At 46.0% G+C, this 17,609-nt stretch carries 11 protein-coding genes; all 11 read right to left on the minus strand.

Going from position 1 to position 17,609, the window contains the following annotated elements:
* Positions 1-21: 21 nt before the first annotated feature.
* Entirely contained in the window at positions 22-468 is a 447-nt protein-coding gene (locus tag D7D25_RS15255; RefSeq protein ID WP_122969790.1) for a hypothetical protein, read from the minus strand.
* 25 nt (positions 469-493) lie between these two features.
* Positions 494-1,600, minus strand: a complete 1,107-nt coding sequence (locus D7D25_RS15260; RefSeq protein WP_122969791.1) for an FISUMP domain-containing protein — start codon at positions 1,598-1,600, stop codon at positions 494-496.
* A gap of 19 nt (positions 1,601-1,619) precedes the next feature.
* Entirely contained in the window at positions 1,620-3,224 is a 1,605-nt protein-coding gene (locus D7D25_RS15265) for a RagB/SusD family nutrient uptake outer membrane protein (RefSeq protein ID WP_122969792.1), read from the minus strand.
* 3 nt (positions 3,225-3,227) lie between these two features.
* Positions 3,228-6,326, minus strand: a complete 3,099-nt coding sequence (locus D7D25_RS15270) for a TonB-dependent receptor (RefSeq protein WP_122969793.1) — start codon at positions 6,324-6,326, stop codon at positions 3,228-3,230.
* Between the two features lie 288 nt (positions 6,327-6,614).
* Positions 6,615-10,574, minus strand: coding sequence for an ATP-binding protein (locus D7D25_RS15275; RefSeq protein ID WP_255417342.1), 3,960 nt, complete (start codon positions 10,572-10,574; stop codon positions 6,615-6,617).
* Between the two features lie 178 nt (positions 10,575-10,752).
* Entirely contained in the window at positions 10,753-11,955 is a 1,203-nt protein-coding gene (locus tag D7D25_RS15280) for an acetate kinase (protein WP_122969795.1), read from the minus strand.
* A 73-nt stretch (positions 11,956-12,028) separates the two neighbouring features.
* Positions 12,029-13,006, minus strand: coding sequence for a 3-hydroxyacyl-CoA dehydrogenase family protein (locus D7D25_RS15285; protein ID WP_122969796.1), 978 nt, complete (start codon positions 13,004-13,006; stop codon positions 12,029-12,031).
* A 9-nt stretch (positions 13,007-13,015) separates the two neighbouring features.
* Positions 13,016-14,029, minus strand: coding sequence for a phosphate acetyltransferase (gene pta / locus D7D25_RS15290; RefSeq protein WP_122969797.1), 1,014 nt, complete (start codon positions 14,027-14,029; stop codon positions 13,016-13,018).
* Positions 14,030-14,371: 342 nt separating this feature from the next.
* The gene (locus D7D25_RS15295) at positions 14,372-15,004 is read right to left on the minus strand and encodes a hypothetical protein (RefSeq protein ID WP_122969798.1); all 633 of its coding nucleotides are present in this window, start codon (positions 15,002-15,004) and stop codon (positions 14,372-14,374) included.
* A gap of 10 nt (positions 15,005-15,014) precedes the next feature.
* Positions 15,015-15,797, minus strand: a complete 783-nt coding sequence (locus tag D7D25_RS15300) for a hypothetical protein (RefSeq protein WP_122969799.1) — start codon at positions 15,795-15,797, stop codon at positions 15,015-15,017.
* 508 nt (positions 15,798-16,305) lie between these two features.
* Positions 16,306-17,601 (minus strand): argininosuccinate lyase, encoded by a 1,296-nt coding sequence (argH, locus tag D7D25_RS15315; RefSeq protein ID WP_122969802.1) that lies wholly within the window; start codon positions 17,599-17,601, stop codon positions 16,306-16,308.
* Positions 17,602-17,609 lie beyond the last annotated feature (8 nt).

Consider the following 17,609-nt stretch of genomic DNA (forward strand, 5'->3'; position numbering starts at 1 on the left):
TCTGTTTTGTATCTTATGTATTTATTCTCCTAGGGCCGTGTCGGGCCGGGTAATTTTCAACGACCTTCTCTCATCGCACCAGCCGGCGTCGGGGGGGTTGATCACATCGACTGACCAATAGACGGTACATTGCTCTCCCAGACCAAAGTCCAATGAACTCAATATTCGGTCAATCTCTCTGGTTGTCAGGTAGAAGGTTCTTTTGATGCCGGTGGGCACTTCTACCCGTTGCCCACTCAGATCAGCATCCGCGCTGAACACGAGGTTGAATTCCATATAAGGTCGTTTCGACCCCCAGGAAAAGCTGTAAAGCGAGTCGGGCTTTTGCTTGTTGAGCACCCAAGTGGTATCCTCGACGGGATAATTCAGAAAGACGGGCTGCTTGCCTACTTCATAAAAATCATTTTCGATGTTGCAACTTACCAATGTCACGAGAAGACAGGTGGCGACCATTATCATTTTATCCATAGTATCACTCCTATTTTATAATTGATTAAAACTCATCCATAATGCATCGGCAGGGATAACGGCGATTCTGCCCTCCGGGGATGATCGGCGCGCCCTGAAGATGCACCCCTTGTGAATCATCGTATAAAGACAAGAAGGTTGCTTTTTCCATATTATCCTCGGTGGGGTTTTCTCCCCAGGCCAGTCTCAAGCCTGCCAAATAGGGTGTGGAGCTCCAGAAGCCGGCAACCGGATTGCCGGACCCCAGACCCAGCGTGGTACCTTGAATATGCTCGTCCCAATAATATCCGGATGCCACGACCCCCATCCGGGCACTGTTGGTTAACGGCTCAGTCGTATGCCAATAGGTCGGGTCTTTAATCTTGTTGGCACCGTCTGAAGGCCCCAGAAAAGACCTCAACTTATCGAATTCGGCCAAGGAAGGGAGGTGCCATCCCTCGGGACAGATCCCCTGTATGTGTTCGCCTTTGAGCGTGGCCTGCTTGGCTTCTTCCCACGTCATCCGCACGGCCGTCGTCCAGTTGTAGTATCCGCCTACCCGGCTGTTGAAGACTTCATCATCTCTCGAACCGCCCTTGTAAGGAATAGGTAATTCCGTTCCGTCAGCATAGACTTTTGCCCGCAGGTTCTCTGCCATAATGGTCATCAGTGAGCCATCCAACATGACGAATTGCCGCGCCTCATAAATCTCCCCATCTCGCGGATCGACGAAGCTTTCAATGGAGACAACCGCGTCAAAGTATCGCCACGACGTGGAAATTTCACCACCAGTGTCTTGCTCCAATTTCCAGAAAAAACGTTTGATACTTGAGAACTCGGGATACATCTCCCGGAGCATATTCAGAAAGTCCCGGTTGGACATCGTCAACGATTCCCTGGCGCCTACATCCAACACAGTAGGATTCTCAAATTTCTGATCGAGGTCAAAATACAGCTTGTAGGTTGAATTGGGCCTTGCTTTCCAGGAGAATACCTGCGTATCGTCAGGCTTGAAGTAGTCTATTTTGACAACAGCTCCCTTTTCCGGTTGTTCCGGCTGTGCCCAAGTGGGGTTTACATATTCTATTTTCTGCTCGCAGGCGGAGAACATGAATACAAGAAAGAGTATAAAGATATCGTTCACTGTTTTCATAATGGTTCTGTCTAGATGTTTAATAATTAGGATTTTGATCTTCCGCCATCATCGGATTGGCATTGATTTCTTTTTGAGGGATGGGCCACAAATAGTCCCTGTCCTTGTTGAATGTCCTTTTATCGATCACCATGGGAACATACTGCCAGTCGTCCGTGACTTCTCCATTCGCATACCATTTCATCTTGGAGACATCGAGTCCGACGGCATCCACCATCACCTTTTCCGCGATTTTCCATCGACGGATATCGAACCAGCGCTGGCCTTCGTGGAAAAGTTCGACACGACGTTCGTTGCGAATCAGGGCACGCATCGTCTGCTTGGTCAGATTGGGCAAGGATGCCGTCAGTGTAACCATACCGACCCGGTCGCGCAGTTCATCAATCAAGGGATAGACATTCGCGGGGCCGTTCAGTTCATTTTCGGCTTCGGCCCAGGCCAATAGCACTTCACCATATCGCATGATTATTTTGTCACAACCATCATTGGATGTATTGAGGAGCGTTTCGTTGGCTCCTTTCTTGGGACGGAAACCCGAGACGTTCCCCCAGGAAGAGGGACGCCAATGGGCATCGTAACGAGACACACCATCTTGGCGATATTCGTATCCCGGACAAAGAACAGACAAATGCAGGCGAGGGTCGCGGTTGATAAAAGGACGATTGGGATCGTATGTGGGATCCTTGGAGATAGATTCTCCGCCATCGGCTTCCAAATTACTGATGGGAAGACCATTGACGGTAAAGAAACTCTCGACCATCGGCAAGGTGGTTTGGAAAGAATTCCAGTGGTACCATAGCATCGTCATGTAACTGGAACGAAGGTCGGTGGCATAATTGATTTTGAAGATAATTTCTTTGTTGGCCCCATCACTCGTCCCTTCCTCCAAGAATAATTTGGTAAAATCGGGGTACAAAGCATAACCCAGATTCTTGATTTCCTTGGCTGCATCGATGACCGTTTGGTGGTCATATTCATATTGGGCGACACGCATTTTCAGCATATAAGCCGCCCCTTTGGATGCGTACTGGCCACCGAATGAATGTCTTAGGTTGGAAATGGCGAAGTCTATATCCGCGTGCACCAGGGCGAGCACCGTGGCAATCTCTTCACGAGGCTGGTTCTCAATGGGCGTGTTTTCATCCACCAGGGGGACACGTCCGTAAAACCAGATCAGGTCGAAATAGAACAGTGCCCTTAAGAAGCGAGCTTCGGCCAAAATCAGATTCTTTTCCGCTTGGGACAATGATTGGATCGTTTCCAATCCGCGAATCAACGAGTTGCTCCGTGAAATGGCGAGCCAGTTCTTGGTCCATTTATACTCGGCCCACCAGCTCGATACCGTGTGTGTGCCTTTGCCAAATTCAGTCGACTGTTCCCAGGTATGTGGATTATAGGAATTATCCGACATATTTTCAAAAGTATAGGGGGTCATCTGGTTTTGATTCGCATCGTACAAGCAGTTGTAAATACCTGCCAACAGGCTCTGGGCTTGTTCCATCTCTTGTAAAAAAGTGTCAGGAGACGACTTGTCGATAGGAACCGTATTCAAGTAGTCAGAACAAGCACTTGCCGACAAGATAAACAGGATTGAGACAAAATGTTTTAATATATTCTTTTTCATTGCTTAGAATGTTATGTTGATACCAGCAGTAAAGGTCTTCACCAAAGGATAGGAGTAAATATTGCTCGTGCCATAGTCATTGTCAAAACCGGCTCTTTCGGGATCAAATCCCTTATAACGGGTGAGAGTGAACAGGTTCTGTCCGCTGACAAAAACCCTGAGACCGGAAATACTGGCTCTATGTAAGAGCGTTCGGGGGATGGAATACCCCAGTTCGATATTTTTGCAACGCAAATAAGACATGTCCTCAGCATAGTAGGCCGATTTGATACTTGAGCGTTGGTTGTCAATAAACACGCGCTGATAGGTATTGTTCGGCTTTTCAGGTGTCCACCGGTGTATCATCCACCCGGCGGTGTTGTAGCTGTTGTAGAAAGGTGAAACGAGCTGTCCGGTGCTCCAGGCCTTGCCTCCAAGAACGCCTTGCAGGAAGATCGTAAAATCAAATCCTTTGTAACTGGCTCCCGTAGAGAATGAGAACAAACAGTCAGGTGCAGGATTGCCCAAAGGAACACGGTCGTTTTCCAAGTCGATGATACCGTCTCCGTTTTGATCCTTGAAACGAATATCGCCGGGAACAGCTATCAGTCCCGAATAAGAGTTGACCGTATTTCCGTCGTCATCGAAGGTGATCAGGTGATTGTTGATTTCCTCCTCACTCTGGTAGATACCTTCCACCTCGTAGCCGTATAAGGTGTTGATAGGCAAGCCTTCTTTCAACAGGATGCCGAGGTTGTCCCTGAGAATAGGACTGGCACCTTTCAAATCCAGGATTTTGTTTTTATTGAATGAGAAAGTAGCATTGGCGTGGATATCTAGGCCATTGAAGAGTCCGGTTTTGTTGTATCCCAAGGTGAATTCAAATCCATGGTTGCGCATTTTACCGGCATTCATCCAGGGGTCTTCGGTAAATCCGAATGTCCCGGAAACCGGCAGTCGCATCAGAATATCATTCGTTTGCTTGACATAGTAGTCTGCCGAGAAGGAGAGGGTATTGAAAATCGTGAAGTCGACTCCCAAATTCCTTTGCGTCGTCGTTTCCCAAGTCAGATCTTTGTTGGCGATATACGATACTGCAGCCCCCGTTACCTGTTGTTTGTTCCAGATATAATTGGCATTGCCGACCGACAAGATATCGGTTCCCGCATACAGGCTCCATATCTTCTCGTTACCCAACTGACCCCAGGAGGCACGTAGCTTGAACTCATCGAGCCAGGAGATGTTATTTTTGATGAATGGCTCTTCCGCAATACGCCACCCGAGCGAGAAAGACGGAAACAAGCCCCACTTATGATCGATGGCGAATTTGGAAGAGCCGTCGTAGCGGATGTTGCTTTCAAACAAATATTTATCTTTATAATCGTAATTGAATCGTCCGAACAAAGACAAAGAGCGGGAGAGGGATTCCCACCCTGAATTCTTCTGGGTGGCGGGATCTCCCACTTCGAGGGTGGGAAGGTTGACCGTCAGTCGGGTACGCCAGGTTTGATAGTATTTACCGTCCCATTCTGACTGCTGCGCGCCGGCCAGCACTTTGAAATGATGATCATCTTTGACGTTGGCCCAATAAGAAAGAGTAGCATAGCTGGATAAGGTACCGTGACGATAACTGCTCTCCCTTATCGTCGATTCGCGGGAGGAGTATTTACCGATGGTTTGCTCCCCGTTGGTGCCGGTCTCTATCGTGTAGAGATTGACATTGGGCGCGTAATTCTGCCGGAATTCGATGTTGCGGTCGAAACTGACGGCACCTTCGAGTCTCAATTGCCTGGTTATGTCGAGAATGGCATTCAGATTGCCCGTAAAGCTGTTCCTGTCGCGTGAGTCCTTCCCTCCGGCCTCGCGAGCGGCGTCGTTATAGAACCAAGATGTCCAACCGTAACCTTCCATTTTGGCGACAACAGTCGGGTGCATCTGAACGATACGGGCCAGCGTTGACTGGGTTCCATCAACCAGGTCGATCTGGTTGCCGACATAACCGGATATGTTGGAGGAGATTTTCAACCTGTTGTTGAAGAATGAGCTGTTCACATTTGAGCGGAAGGAGTACTTCTTATAATCGGTTCCCTGTAAGATACCTTTCTGATCCAAATAGCCGAGAGACAGCGTATAGGACAATTGCTCCGTTCCACCGGTCATTTTCAGATAGTGATTGTGCTGAAGCGCCGGCTTGAAGTAAAAATCGGCCCAGTTGCGGTCGGGATATTGTGCCGGGTCATCTCCGCGTCTGAAATTGTCTATGTATTCCTCGCTATGGGACCTTTGCAATCCCGAATTGACACGTGCCTCATTATATAACTCCAAAAAATCCACGGAACCCAGCAGAGAAGGGTAGCGGGTAACTTCCTGGACGGCAACATAACCATTGTATTCGAGGGACATTTTTCCGCTTTTTCCTTTCTTGGTCGTGATTAAAACAACACCGTTGGCCGCCTTGTTGCCATAAATAGCGGCGGATGCAGCATCCTTCAACACGCTGATGGACTCAATATCTTTAGGGTCCACTTTGTCGAAGGAAGATTCGAAGCCATCCACGATGACCAAAGGAGAAGCGTCGTTGAGCGTGCCGATACCGCGGATGACAACGGTTCCCCCGTCCGAACCGGGCTGTCCCGAATTCTGAGTCACGTGCACACCGGTGACCTTACCCTGAAGAGCCTGTGACACATCGGTAATGGGACGGTTCTTGAAATCAGTGGTGGATACACTGGCAACCGCGCCTGTCAATTTTTTTTGGCTTGTAGTTCCGTATCCGACTACAACGACACTGCCCAGTTCAATAGCATCTTCCTCTAAAAGTATGGTTAGAGGTTGTGAAGATGCAACTTTGACTGTCTGTTTTTTGTAACCCAAGGATGATATCTCCAAAATGTCGCCTATATAGGCTTCTATGGAAAAATTACCTTTTTCATCAGTGACCACGCCTATTTGTCGATTCTGGATTCTGACAACGGCGCCAATTACGGCCTCATCTTCCACATCTAAAACCGTTCCTCGTACAAGGATGGTAGATTGCTGGGATGATACCAATTGCGCATAAAATAGTCCTATAAACAATAAAAGCCAGCAAATGTGTAAATGCCTGTTGATGCAATTTTTCATTTTTTGTATAACATTTAGATTTCAGTGGCCAAAACTAGGTGCTGAACGCCATTTTATTTTGATATTTTTGGTTTTATTTCATGTATGACAAATCTGCGGACAGTGATTGATGGAAAAATGAACATATATATATGCAGTGTAAACATATATGCAATTAAGAGACAACCGACGGCGATTTTTTATACCATCGACCAAAACAGATGAGGCTTCAGATACCTTGAGAGTATCGCTTCGTTCAGCAGCGACAATTTCTCTTCTGTGGTGAATTTTCAATTAAATGGGGAGTAACTATGCTTTTGGTTTGGAATATTCTCTGGGAGAAACGCCAAATTTTTCCTTGAAGCATTTCAGAAAATAATTGGCGTCCTGAAAACCCACCCGGTCCGCAAGCTCGGAAATACGTATCTCCTCGGATGATAAGATGGAAATTGCTTTTTTAAGCCTGTAATCCCGTATATAGCGCGATGGGGAAACGCCTAATAACTTTTTCACTTTACGGTAAAGGTGCACGCGGCTGAGCGCCACATCGGCACTCAGGTCTTCTATCGAATAGGTGAAATTGGACAGGTGTTTTTCTATCTGCTCGTCGATTCGTTTCAGCAGTTCGTTGTCATATTTGTTGAACCGCATTTCATCCTTTTCCGGCAACAGATCTTTCTTATAAAGCTCACGTAACTGTTCCTGACGGCGCAGGATATTATTGACACGCAGCTCCAGTTCTTTATAGGAAAACGGTTTGGTCAGATAGTCGTCGGCCCCTAACCCGAGGCTTTCCATCTTCACCTCTTCCTGCTGAATGGCAGTCAGCAAAATAACAGGTATATGGCTTGTCACAATAGCCGACTTGATTTCAGCGCAAAGCTCGTTCCCGCTTTTCCCGGGCAACATGATATCTGAGATAACCACATCAATGTCTTTTTCCTGCAATACCTTTGAGGCTTCTTCCGCGGATGTCACATTCACCACGTTAAATGATTTGCTGAGTTTATGGGAAAGTGTATTCAGCAAAGTGATATTATCCTCCACGAGGAGCAAGCTGTGGTTCTTGTCTCTCTTTTCATCGATACACAGGATTTCCTCCTCCTCTCTTTCAAGTGATGAGGCTATTTCCGATGGGAGAACAAACTCCTCCGCAGGCATGACAGTGCTGTTTTCACATGGTTTTATGTCATCTAACCTTACTGAGAAAATGCTCCCTTTATCCAAGGTGCTTTGCACGTTGATTGTTCCGTTCATTAAATCTTCCACGATGGTCTTAACCAGTGAGAGTCCGATTCCGCTTCCGGGGATGTTTTTATTATCTCCCTTAAAGAATCGGTCAAAGATATAAGGCAGCTGTTCCGGGGCGATGCCGCTACCGGTATCTTCCACTTCAATCAATAAGCTATATTGATCATTCTCTTTATGAAAAGTTTTCACCAAAAGCAAAACGGTGCCACCTTTCGGAGTATGCTTGAACGCATTGGATAGCAGGTTCATTAATATTTTCTCCATCTTGTCCTTGTCTATCAGCAGGGTTTGTTCGGTTACTTCCGACATATCGGTTCTCCATGTGATACCATTCTTTATGGCGAGGGAGCGAAATGAACTGTCCACATTTCCCAGGAAATTTTTCAACATCAGGGGCACCTCATGCAGTGTCTCTTTTTTTGATTCCACCCGGTTGATCTCCAGTAACTGGTTGACTAGCTGCAGCAGGTTCCTCCCATGATATTGTATATTGGACATCTTTTTACGTTCCCTCGGTTTGAGGGAAGACTCTTCCAGCATTTCTTCCACCGGACTGAGTATCAGCATTAACGGAGTGCGTATCTCATGGCTGATGTCAGTGAAATACTTTACTTTCATATTATGGATCTGTTGAAGCTTTTGTTTTTCCAATTCCTTTAACTGGATATTGTGTTTCAACTCAACCTTTCTTAAGGCATTGGATCTTATTAACCATATGGTTATGAATAAAAGGAAGATATACAATATTATTGCCTGCGGGGAAAGCCACCATGGCGGACGCACAATGACGGGAATCACCAGTTCGTCGCTCCATACACCGTCGTTATTGCTGGCATGAATTTTGAGGAGATAATTTCCTGCCGGGATTTTACTGTATTCTGCCTGCCCATCCTGTCCCGTATACCGCCAGTCATTGTCAAAACCTTCTAAAATGAATTTATAGTTGTTGTTCTCAGGGATTAAGTAGTTGAGTCCCGCGAATTCGAAAGTGAGGGTTGTCTGGTCGTGTTTTAACCGTAATTCGCCGGGCCGCAGGATATCGAAATGATGGAAGTCGGGAATAGAAGAGAGCGGCCTGTTGTTTATCTTGATCCCCGATAAATATACCGACGGTTTATAAGGATTTTTATATACACGTTGAGGATGAAAAGATATCCATGCGTCTTTGCCACCTATCACAAAGGGATCAGGAGAGTTGCCGATCTGCAGGTACGCGCCTTTGTTTATTTCAGAGAGAGGAAAACCGTTCCGCACATGATAATTGACGAAAAATTCCCGGCCGGTTAACCGGGAAAGTCCGTTAATGCAACTTGCCCATATCTCTCCGTCTATCGACATGGTATTGAATACCGTATTGTTTTGTAGTCCTTCCCCGGTAGTGAAATTTTTGATGACTTCCAGATCCCGGTTCAGGGTAAACAATCCGTTCCCGTTAGTACTCACATAGCACGTATCGGCAAGGACGAATACATGGTTCACATCATCTACGTCAGGGAGTATTCTTTCAACGACGCATTCCGGTTTATTTTCAAAGGCAATCAATCCCGAACCTGTGGTGGATAGCAGGTATTTTCCGCTATCGGTCTTGAATAAATGGTTGCCCTGGCTCTTTCCTGTCAATGCGTATAATTTATCGCGCGCGGGGAACGATTCCATCTCACCACTGAGTGTGTTATACAGATTCAATCCCTTACCTCGATCGGAAAGCAACCACAAGCTGTATTCCGATTCTTTCACAATATGGTTGATTACGCCGAGTTTTTCTAATCCAACAGATGTTGTCCGGCCCTTCTCTATTTTATACAATCCGTCTCTTAACGTGCCGATCCAGAGCACATCCTTATTCTCATCGTAATAGAGTGACTTGATAACCATATGATTCCCTTCTTTACTTTCCAGTTTGCTGGTTTTGAGTAAGTTGTGGCTTTCGTCATATTCCAGCAAATAGCCGTTTTCCGTGCCTGTCAGTAAAATTCCGTTTTTATTTGCAAAAGCACTTACGATATTGTGGGAATCATGGCTGTTACTCGTATGGATATAGTGTGTTTTGAACCGGGATAAATAATCGTCATACAGGAATAGCCCGTCATGGTATGTGCCTATCCATAAGGATCCGTTCTTATCGACCAGCAATGAACGGATAGAGGCATTTCCTATATTGGTGAATCCATGGGATAGATTGATGTTGACCAGTTCACCCGTCACCGGATCAAGCAGTCCAATGCCTTGAAAACTACCGATCCATATTTTCCCGTTTTTATCCAATGCCAAAGATCGCACATTATTATAGGGAGAGTAGTAGGTTCCCTTACCGGAGGATGACCAATGCCGTAGAGGTTTTCCTGTAAGGTCGCATTCATAAACGCCGTGGTGGTAGGTGGCAACATATGCTTTCCCGTTAGGATGAAAAAGAATATCTTCAATTCGTTCGTTTTCATTTAACCGGATCATTTCCCCCGGTTTACCCTGTCGCCGGGTGATCTCGTTTTTTGTGTGATTATAACGGAAGAGTCCCCGGGTTGTTGTGGCAATCCAGTACTCATCCTTTTGGGGCGATAGTACGATCTTGGATACGGAAGCGTCAAACACATCCGCATTTGGAGCGTGAATGTCAGGTTTTGTGAACAGGTCCTTCTCCTCATCATACAGGTAGATCCCTGTCCAGCCACAGCTCCAGATACGCCCATTGATGACCGATATCGAGCGCATTTCGTTATTGGAATATCTTCCCACTTCGTAATTCCTGAAAACACCTCTTCTTCTGTCAAAAAGACTGACACCTTTGTTGTGGGCAATCCATATATTTCCGTTTTTCCCGTTTTCTATGTCATTAATATGGTTGCCGGCGATACTGGAAGAATCACTCAACACATGCCGGTAAACTTTTATATTGGTTCCGTTGTATTCGTTTAATCCGTCCCGGGTGCCGATCCAAATAAATCCCAAGCTATCCTGATGGATGCTTAAAACGGAGCTTTGACTCAGCCCTTGTTCAGGACCAAGTAGCTGTATATGCATATTTTCCTGCGCCGATAAATTGCCATTTGGCAGTAAAAATATGCCGGTAAAGCAGAGTTTTACCACTAATCTATGGAGTAACCCTCGCATGGATGAAAGTCAAAAATTGCCACTGTACCTCCTCTATCCTCTCTCCCCATCGCTGCTCCGCCGGAGATTGATTGGAAACCGGTTTTTTTTACTCCCCCTGTAGTATCTTTATCGTGTCATTTGCAATTGACAACTCCTCATCTGTAGGGATGATCACCACTTTCACCTTGGAAGTGGGTTTACTGATCACCACCTCTTTGGCGCGTGCCGAGGCGTTCACCTCCTCATCCAGTTCAATCCCCATGAATTCCATGTTCCTGCATACATCCCTTCGGGTGACAGCCTGATTTTCGCCCACGCCTCCCGTAAACACCAGGATATCCACACCTCCCAGCACGGCAGCGTATGATCCCACATATTTCTTGATGCGGTAATTGTAACTATCCATTGCCAGGATCGCTCGTTTATTGCCGTTTTTGATGCCGGCTTCGATCTCGCGCATATCGGAAGAAATGCCGGAAATACCCAGTACGCCGGAGAATTTATTCAACAGCGTGGAGATGCCTGTGGTACCCATGTGTTCTTTTTCCATGATGTAGGAGATCACACCGGGGTCCACATCACCCGACCGGGTACCCATGATCAAACCTTCCACGGGAGTCATCCCCATGCTGGTGTCGATGGATTTCCCGTTTTTGATGGCAGCCACTGATCCTCCGTTGCCGATATGGGCGGTGATGATACGTTGCTCTTCGTAAGGAACGTCCAGGAATTCACAGGCACGTGCCGAAACGTAGCGATGGCTGGTGCCGTGAAAACCGTATCGGCGGATGCCGTATTTCTCGTATAATGAATAGGGTATCCCGTACATGTAGGCATAATCAGGCATGGTCTGATGAAAAGCGGTGTCGAAGACTCCCACCTGTGGCGTGTCGGGCATCAGTTCCTGGATCGCATAAATACCTTTCAGGTTGGGGGGATTGTGCAGTGGCGCCAGTTCAATACACTCGTTCAATATCTCAATCACCTCATCGGTAATAAGTACGCTTGAATTGAAACGTTCACCACCATGCACCACGCGGTGGCCGACCGCCTCTATTTCGTCCAACGACCTGATGCATCCGTATTTCTCACTGAGCAGAACTCCCAAAATGTATTCAATACCGGCACGGTGCTCAAGGATCTCGCCCTCCAACATCACTTTCTCTCCGTCGGGAAGGACGAATTTAAGGAAAGATCCCTTCATTCCGATTTTTTCCACACCCCCCTGGGCAATCACCTCTTTGCTTTCCATTTCGAAAAGCTTATATTTGATGGATGAACTTCCACAATTTAAGACCAATATCTTCATCTTCTTTGTTCTTTATGCCAAAATTATCTTGACTTTCAAGTCTTGGTTCCCGGCCCTTGTGCCTTGACGCTGATTAAACTATGTTTTTGTTGATGGATACCGGGTTCCCGTCACTATCGTAAATATAGAACCCTTTTCCTGTGCGCACACCCAGTTGGTTGGAACGGTAGAGTTTCCATAAAATAGGATTGGGCTTATAATGCTTCGCCCCGAAATCGTTGAACATGGCCTCCATGAGGGTGACAAGGCGTTCTATCCCGATAATATCGGCCATACGGAAAATACCGTAGCGTTGGCCGTAAATGATGGTGAAAGTCTCTTCAATATTTTCTATGGAACTGACTCTTTCCAACAGGATCTGGCAAGCCTCATTGATCATCACTACCAGCATCCGCAGGCTTACGTTCCCGTTGCTTTCGTTAATGCGGTGAGGCTTGTATTTGATCAATTTGGCGAAGATCTCCATCTTGTGATAAACCTCCTCCGAGGTGTACATGCCGCTCACGATCTCCAGGATGCGGGCATCGGGATGAGACACAGGGAAATAGAGGCTCACGCAGCGCTCCTTATGAGCCAGATCGGCAGCCAGCTCACTGATGATTACGGTGGATCCGTTGGAGGCGATGATGGCATCTTCATCCAGTATCTCTTCCAATCTTTTGAAGATATTCTTACGTAGGGGCGTGCTACGACGACCGCTTTCCGAATACCGTGTACACTCTATGACAAGGTCGCAGCCTTTGAAATCCTCATACACAAGAGTGGGGGTGATACGGTTCATAATGATCTTTTTTTCTGAGGGCGTCAATCCCCAACTGCTGATCTTCTGATCCATGATCTTTCCCAATTCACCTATGACAAAGTCGATTCGTTCCTGCGACTCATCCAAAAAGACCACCTCCATGCCGGCTGTCGCAGCCATATTGATGATGGTCCGTCCCTCTTTCCCGGCACCTACTACCCCTATCTTCGAGAACAATGGTTTATTCTTGCTCTCGGGGGAGATGGTAAGTCCATAATTCTCAATAGGTTCTATGATTGTTTCACTCATATCCTGCGGCTATTTGTTTTGTTTTAATCCGATAGCCTGATTGGCCGTAATGGCTACCATGTTGTAAATGTCTTCTACAGAACAGCCACGTGAAAGATCGTTCACCGGAGCAGCCATGCCTTGCAATACCGGTCCGACAGCTTCCGCGTTTCCCAGTCGCTGTACCAGCTTGTAACCGATATTTCCCGCTTCGAGGGTAGGGAAAACCAGTACATTGGCTTTGCCGGCAATGGTACTTTGCGGCGCTTTACTTGTTCCCACAGAGGGGACAAGTGCGGCGTCTGCCTGTAACTCTCCGTCAATCCGCAATTCCGGATCGATCTGCTTTGCCACACGGGTTGCTTCTCGTACCTTGTCGATCATCTCATGTTCGGCGCTTCCTTTCGTGGAGAAACTGAGCATGGCCACACGGGGTTCCACGCCCACCAGGCTTTTCATGGTTTGTGCCGAGGCGACGGCGATAGATGCCAGTTCTTCGGCGGTAGGATCAGGCATTACGGCGCAATCGGCAAAAAGCAATGTCCCATTTTCCCCATATTGAGGGGTTTGTGTGAACATGATGAACGCCCCCGACACAACCGTTACTCCGGGTGAGGTCTTGATAATTTGCAAGGCGGGCCGGAGCACGTCGCCTGTGGTATTCTTCGCGCCGGCGATCTCACCGTCGGCATCTCCGGCTTTGATCATCAGACAGGCCAGATATAGCGGATCTTCCACTAATTGAGAGGCCTGCTCATATGTCATCCCTTTCTTTTTACGTGATTCGACAAGAAGGTGGGCATACGCCTCTTTCTTTGCATGCTCTTTTGGATTGATGATGTGGGCTTTTCCGATATGGGAGAGTCCTGATTCTTTTGCGATTTCCCTGATTTCCGCGGGATTTCCCAGCAGTATTATTTCTGCCAGACCATCACGGAGCAGTTGATCGGCTGCTGTCAGAGTTCGCTTTTCGGTACCTTCGGGCAACACGATCCGTTGTATGTCCGCTTTTGCCCTTTCGATCAAACTGTCAAGTAAGTTCATTGTTTGCTAAATTCACTAATGGTGGATGTATGCTTTGGTTCTTAATTCCCCTTGGGAACGATTTCAGAATATCCAATATTTCCCGCAAAAGTACGAAAAAAAGCGCACATGGAGTGGCAAAATGTCAACATTTTCGATAAACAATAGGGTCAGAAGGCTTTGTGAGGATGGTGTCGCGCCAGGCTTCGCCCATTGGTTTGCCGGCACACCGCCTTACGGCGGCAACTGCCGGTTTATTCTTTTTGTATTTGTTGCGCAGGAAGGAATGGCTTGTGATTAAGGATTAATGTGTTGCCTGAGGGGGTGCCTGATTTGTTTTTAATTCTCTGATTCGATTATTTATTATTTTCGTTTTTTAATAATCAATCTTTTTGGTCCATCTTGATCTATTGTAGTTATAATTTCTCCTTCTTGCTTTTCCGAAAGAATTGTTTTCTTTATCATTCCATTACTGGTCATCGTATAAAGGTATGTATTGATAAAACATGGGAGAGCTCCTTGGGATTTCATATTTCGATTCTCCACGAAAGCCTGTTCTACTTGAAGCATAAGGGGTTCCCATGTTCCGCTATAATAGCAATGCCATGCATCTCCTTCTCGGGAAACGACTTCATAATCTATTATTTTTCCTTCTTTTGAGTATACCATGAGTATGTCATCACTATACGGATAAAACCCTGCCTTTGTTATATCGCAATCTTTGGAGATAATTGCGATAATAAAATCACTTTTTTCCATCTTCGACGCATATCTATACCATACTCCCTTTTTTGAACACTCACAGTCATCTTTATCGGGGACAAAACACCGAACCAATTCCTTGGAAATTTCCTTACCGGAGATGAAATTATTTCTACTGACTGTATCTGCCTGAATTTCTCTGAAATTGATCATGTAACTATCGAACAATTCAATTTGTTGCCCTAAAGCTATAGTGGTGTTTAGCACGCATAAAAATGCAATAATCTTTTTCATTTTATTTGTTTTATTGGTTGGTTCGGACAGTGGTTACTGTATAATTATTTACATCTCCATTAGGTTTTTGAAAACTCCCTGTAAGTCTTCCGTCACTCAAGCTTAATGTATTATTAGAAGAAGTGCCATATGTTGAATTATTGGTCGCTGGGTCATAGAAATTATAAATAGTAGAAGTTGTGCCGTCAGAATTTAGGGTGGTTGTACTTCCTGTTATAATAATGAAATGATCAGTCATATTATCTGAGTTGGGACTACCTGACTTATAATCAACTCCCACAATAATAGGTTGTCCCGCCCTTAATGCAGCATCAATTGCACTGATACCATTTGCTGCATTTGTTGTCGCTGCACCTGCGACGCCGTCTTCTCCTACCTCTGTCATCGCTATTCTTTCACCACTCAATGTCCCTCCTCCTGCGGTTAACATTTCCTGACACCTCCGATAACAACCCTGAGGGTCTGAACTATCATAACCATAAAAATTATCTGATTGTATTGTTGTATAATTGTAGCCATATGATCCACTCCCACCATATGATCCACTCCCACCATATGATCCACTCCCACCATATGATCCACTAACGGTTATGTCCGGGAAAGTATATCCCCAACCCTCTACATACCCTCCATTCCAACTTCCACTTGCACACATGGCATCAAATTCAGCCACGGTGTAAGGATTATATTGAGACCCTTCTCCTCCACCCACAAATGTTTTTTGTTGGATTTCATCTAAAATCGGCATTTTAATTGCCAATTCATCCAAACTTTTTCTTGTTAATTTTTTCATCTTGATCTGTTTTATTGATTCACACGAATCGTAACTCTTATAAATGCAATAAAATATTTACCAAACTCTATTTTTTTTCGTACCGAAACCACAACATCCCTTCCTCACACTTACAGTCATTTTCCGTTGTAACGAATGATATGACGGACTCTTTGTTAATATGAAGTCTTGGACACCATACATCTGCTTTACTGATCGTGTCTGCCTGAATTATTTCGAATTTAGATAAAAATTCATCAAAATCTATCTTCTCTTGACTGAGTAGGACGTTGATATTTAAGACAAATAAAAAGATAATTATTTTTTTCATATGACTATTTTATTTTTCATTTCGGTATATGGAACCTTCGATGTTCAAAATAATCATTCCCTTCGGGTGTGTAATGAATATTTTAAACATGTCGGGAGATCCAAGATGTACAAACTATGGTCTCAAGGCTTTCAATTTAATTTTGCGAAATTAGTGAAAAGATTAATATTGAGAAAATATTTTGATAAAAAGTTTTTGTTACCTGATAGGCTCTGAAGCTCTCTCCATCTTCTTTCTGATCTCTTCCGTACAAAGATTGCCGATGCTGCCGGCGTGGGTGTGGTGTATTTCTTTCGGGGCACGGAAAGAACCGGCCTGAACTTCCTTGCCTACCTGCTGATAAGCTTCTCTGAACGGGATACCCTGTAATACACGGTGGTTCACCTCTTCCACGGTAAAGAGGTATTCATACCGAGGGTCGGAGAGAATCTCTTTGTTAACCGAAATATTTTCCAGCATGAAACATGTCATCTGTAAAAGCCGGTGAAGGGTTTCCGAGGCCGGGAAGAGCACTTCCTTCAGCAACTGGTAGTCACGATGATAGCCGTGCGGCATATTGGTGGTCATCAATGCCATTTCATTGGGCAGGCTCTGCAGTCGGTTACTGTGCCCCCGGATCAGTTCCCACACGTCGGGATTCTTTTTGTGTGGCATGATGCTCGATCCTGTGGTCAGTTCGTCGGGATAAGAGATAAATCCGTAATTCCCTGAAAGGTACATGCAGTTATCCGCGGCCAGCTTGTTGAGTGTGGAAGCAATATTCGACATGCTTTGGGCCAGGATCCGTTCAGTCTTGCCACGTCCCATCTGGGCGGCAACCACGTTGTAGCTCATCGTCGCGAATCCCAGTTCGCGGGTGGTCATCTCACGATCCAAAGGGAAAGAACTGCCATAACCGGCGGCGGAACCCAATGGATTCTGATCGGCTACCTGCCATGCTGCCGCCAGCGTATGCATGTCGTCTACCAACGCTTCGGCATAGGCGCCGAACCACAACCCGAAAGAAGAGGGCATGGCTATCTGTCCGTGCGTGTAACCGGGCAACAATACCTCTCTATGTTGTTCGCTGAGTGACTGCAGCAAATTGAACAGTTGAATCACCTCCTCCTTGATCTGCCGGATTTCCTCTCTGAGATAAAGCTTGATATCGACCAATACCTGGTCGTTACGGGAACGGCCCGAATGGATCTTTTTGCCCATTTCTCCCAGCCTCTCGGTCAGCATCGCTTCTATTTGCGAGTGGATGTCTTCGGCATCGTTGTCGAGCTTGAAATTTCCCTGTTCCACCTCTGTCAGGATATATTGCAGTTCGGTTCGTAGTACGGTCTCCTCTTCCGCCTGCAGAAGGCCGATTTTCACCAGCATTTTGATGTGCGCCATCGAGCCCAGGATATCATGTTTTGCCAAACGCAGGTCGAGTTCACGGTCGTTTCCTACGGTAAAATCTGCCACTCTCTGATTGGCATCAAAGCCTTTATCCCATATTTTTGCCATGTCTTTTT

The organism is Proteiniphilum sp. X52, from assembly GCF_003712195.1.
Taxonomy (GTDB): domain Bacteria; phylum Bacteroidota; class Bacteroidia; order Bacteroidales; family Dysgonomonadaceae; genus Proteiniphilum.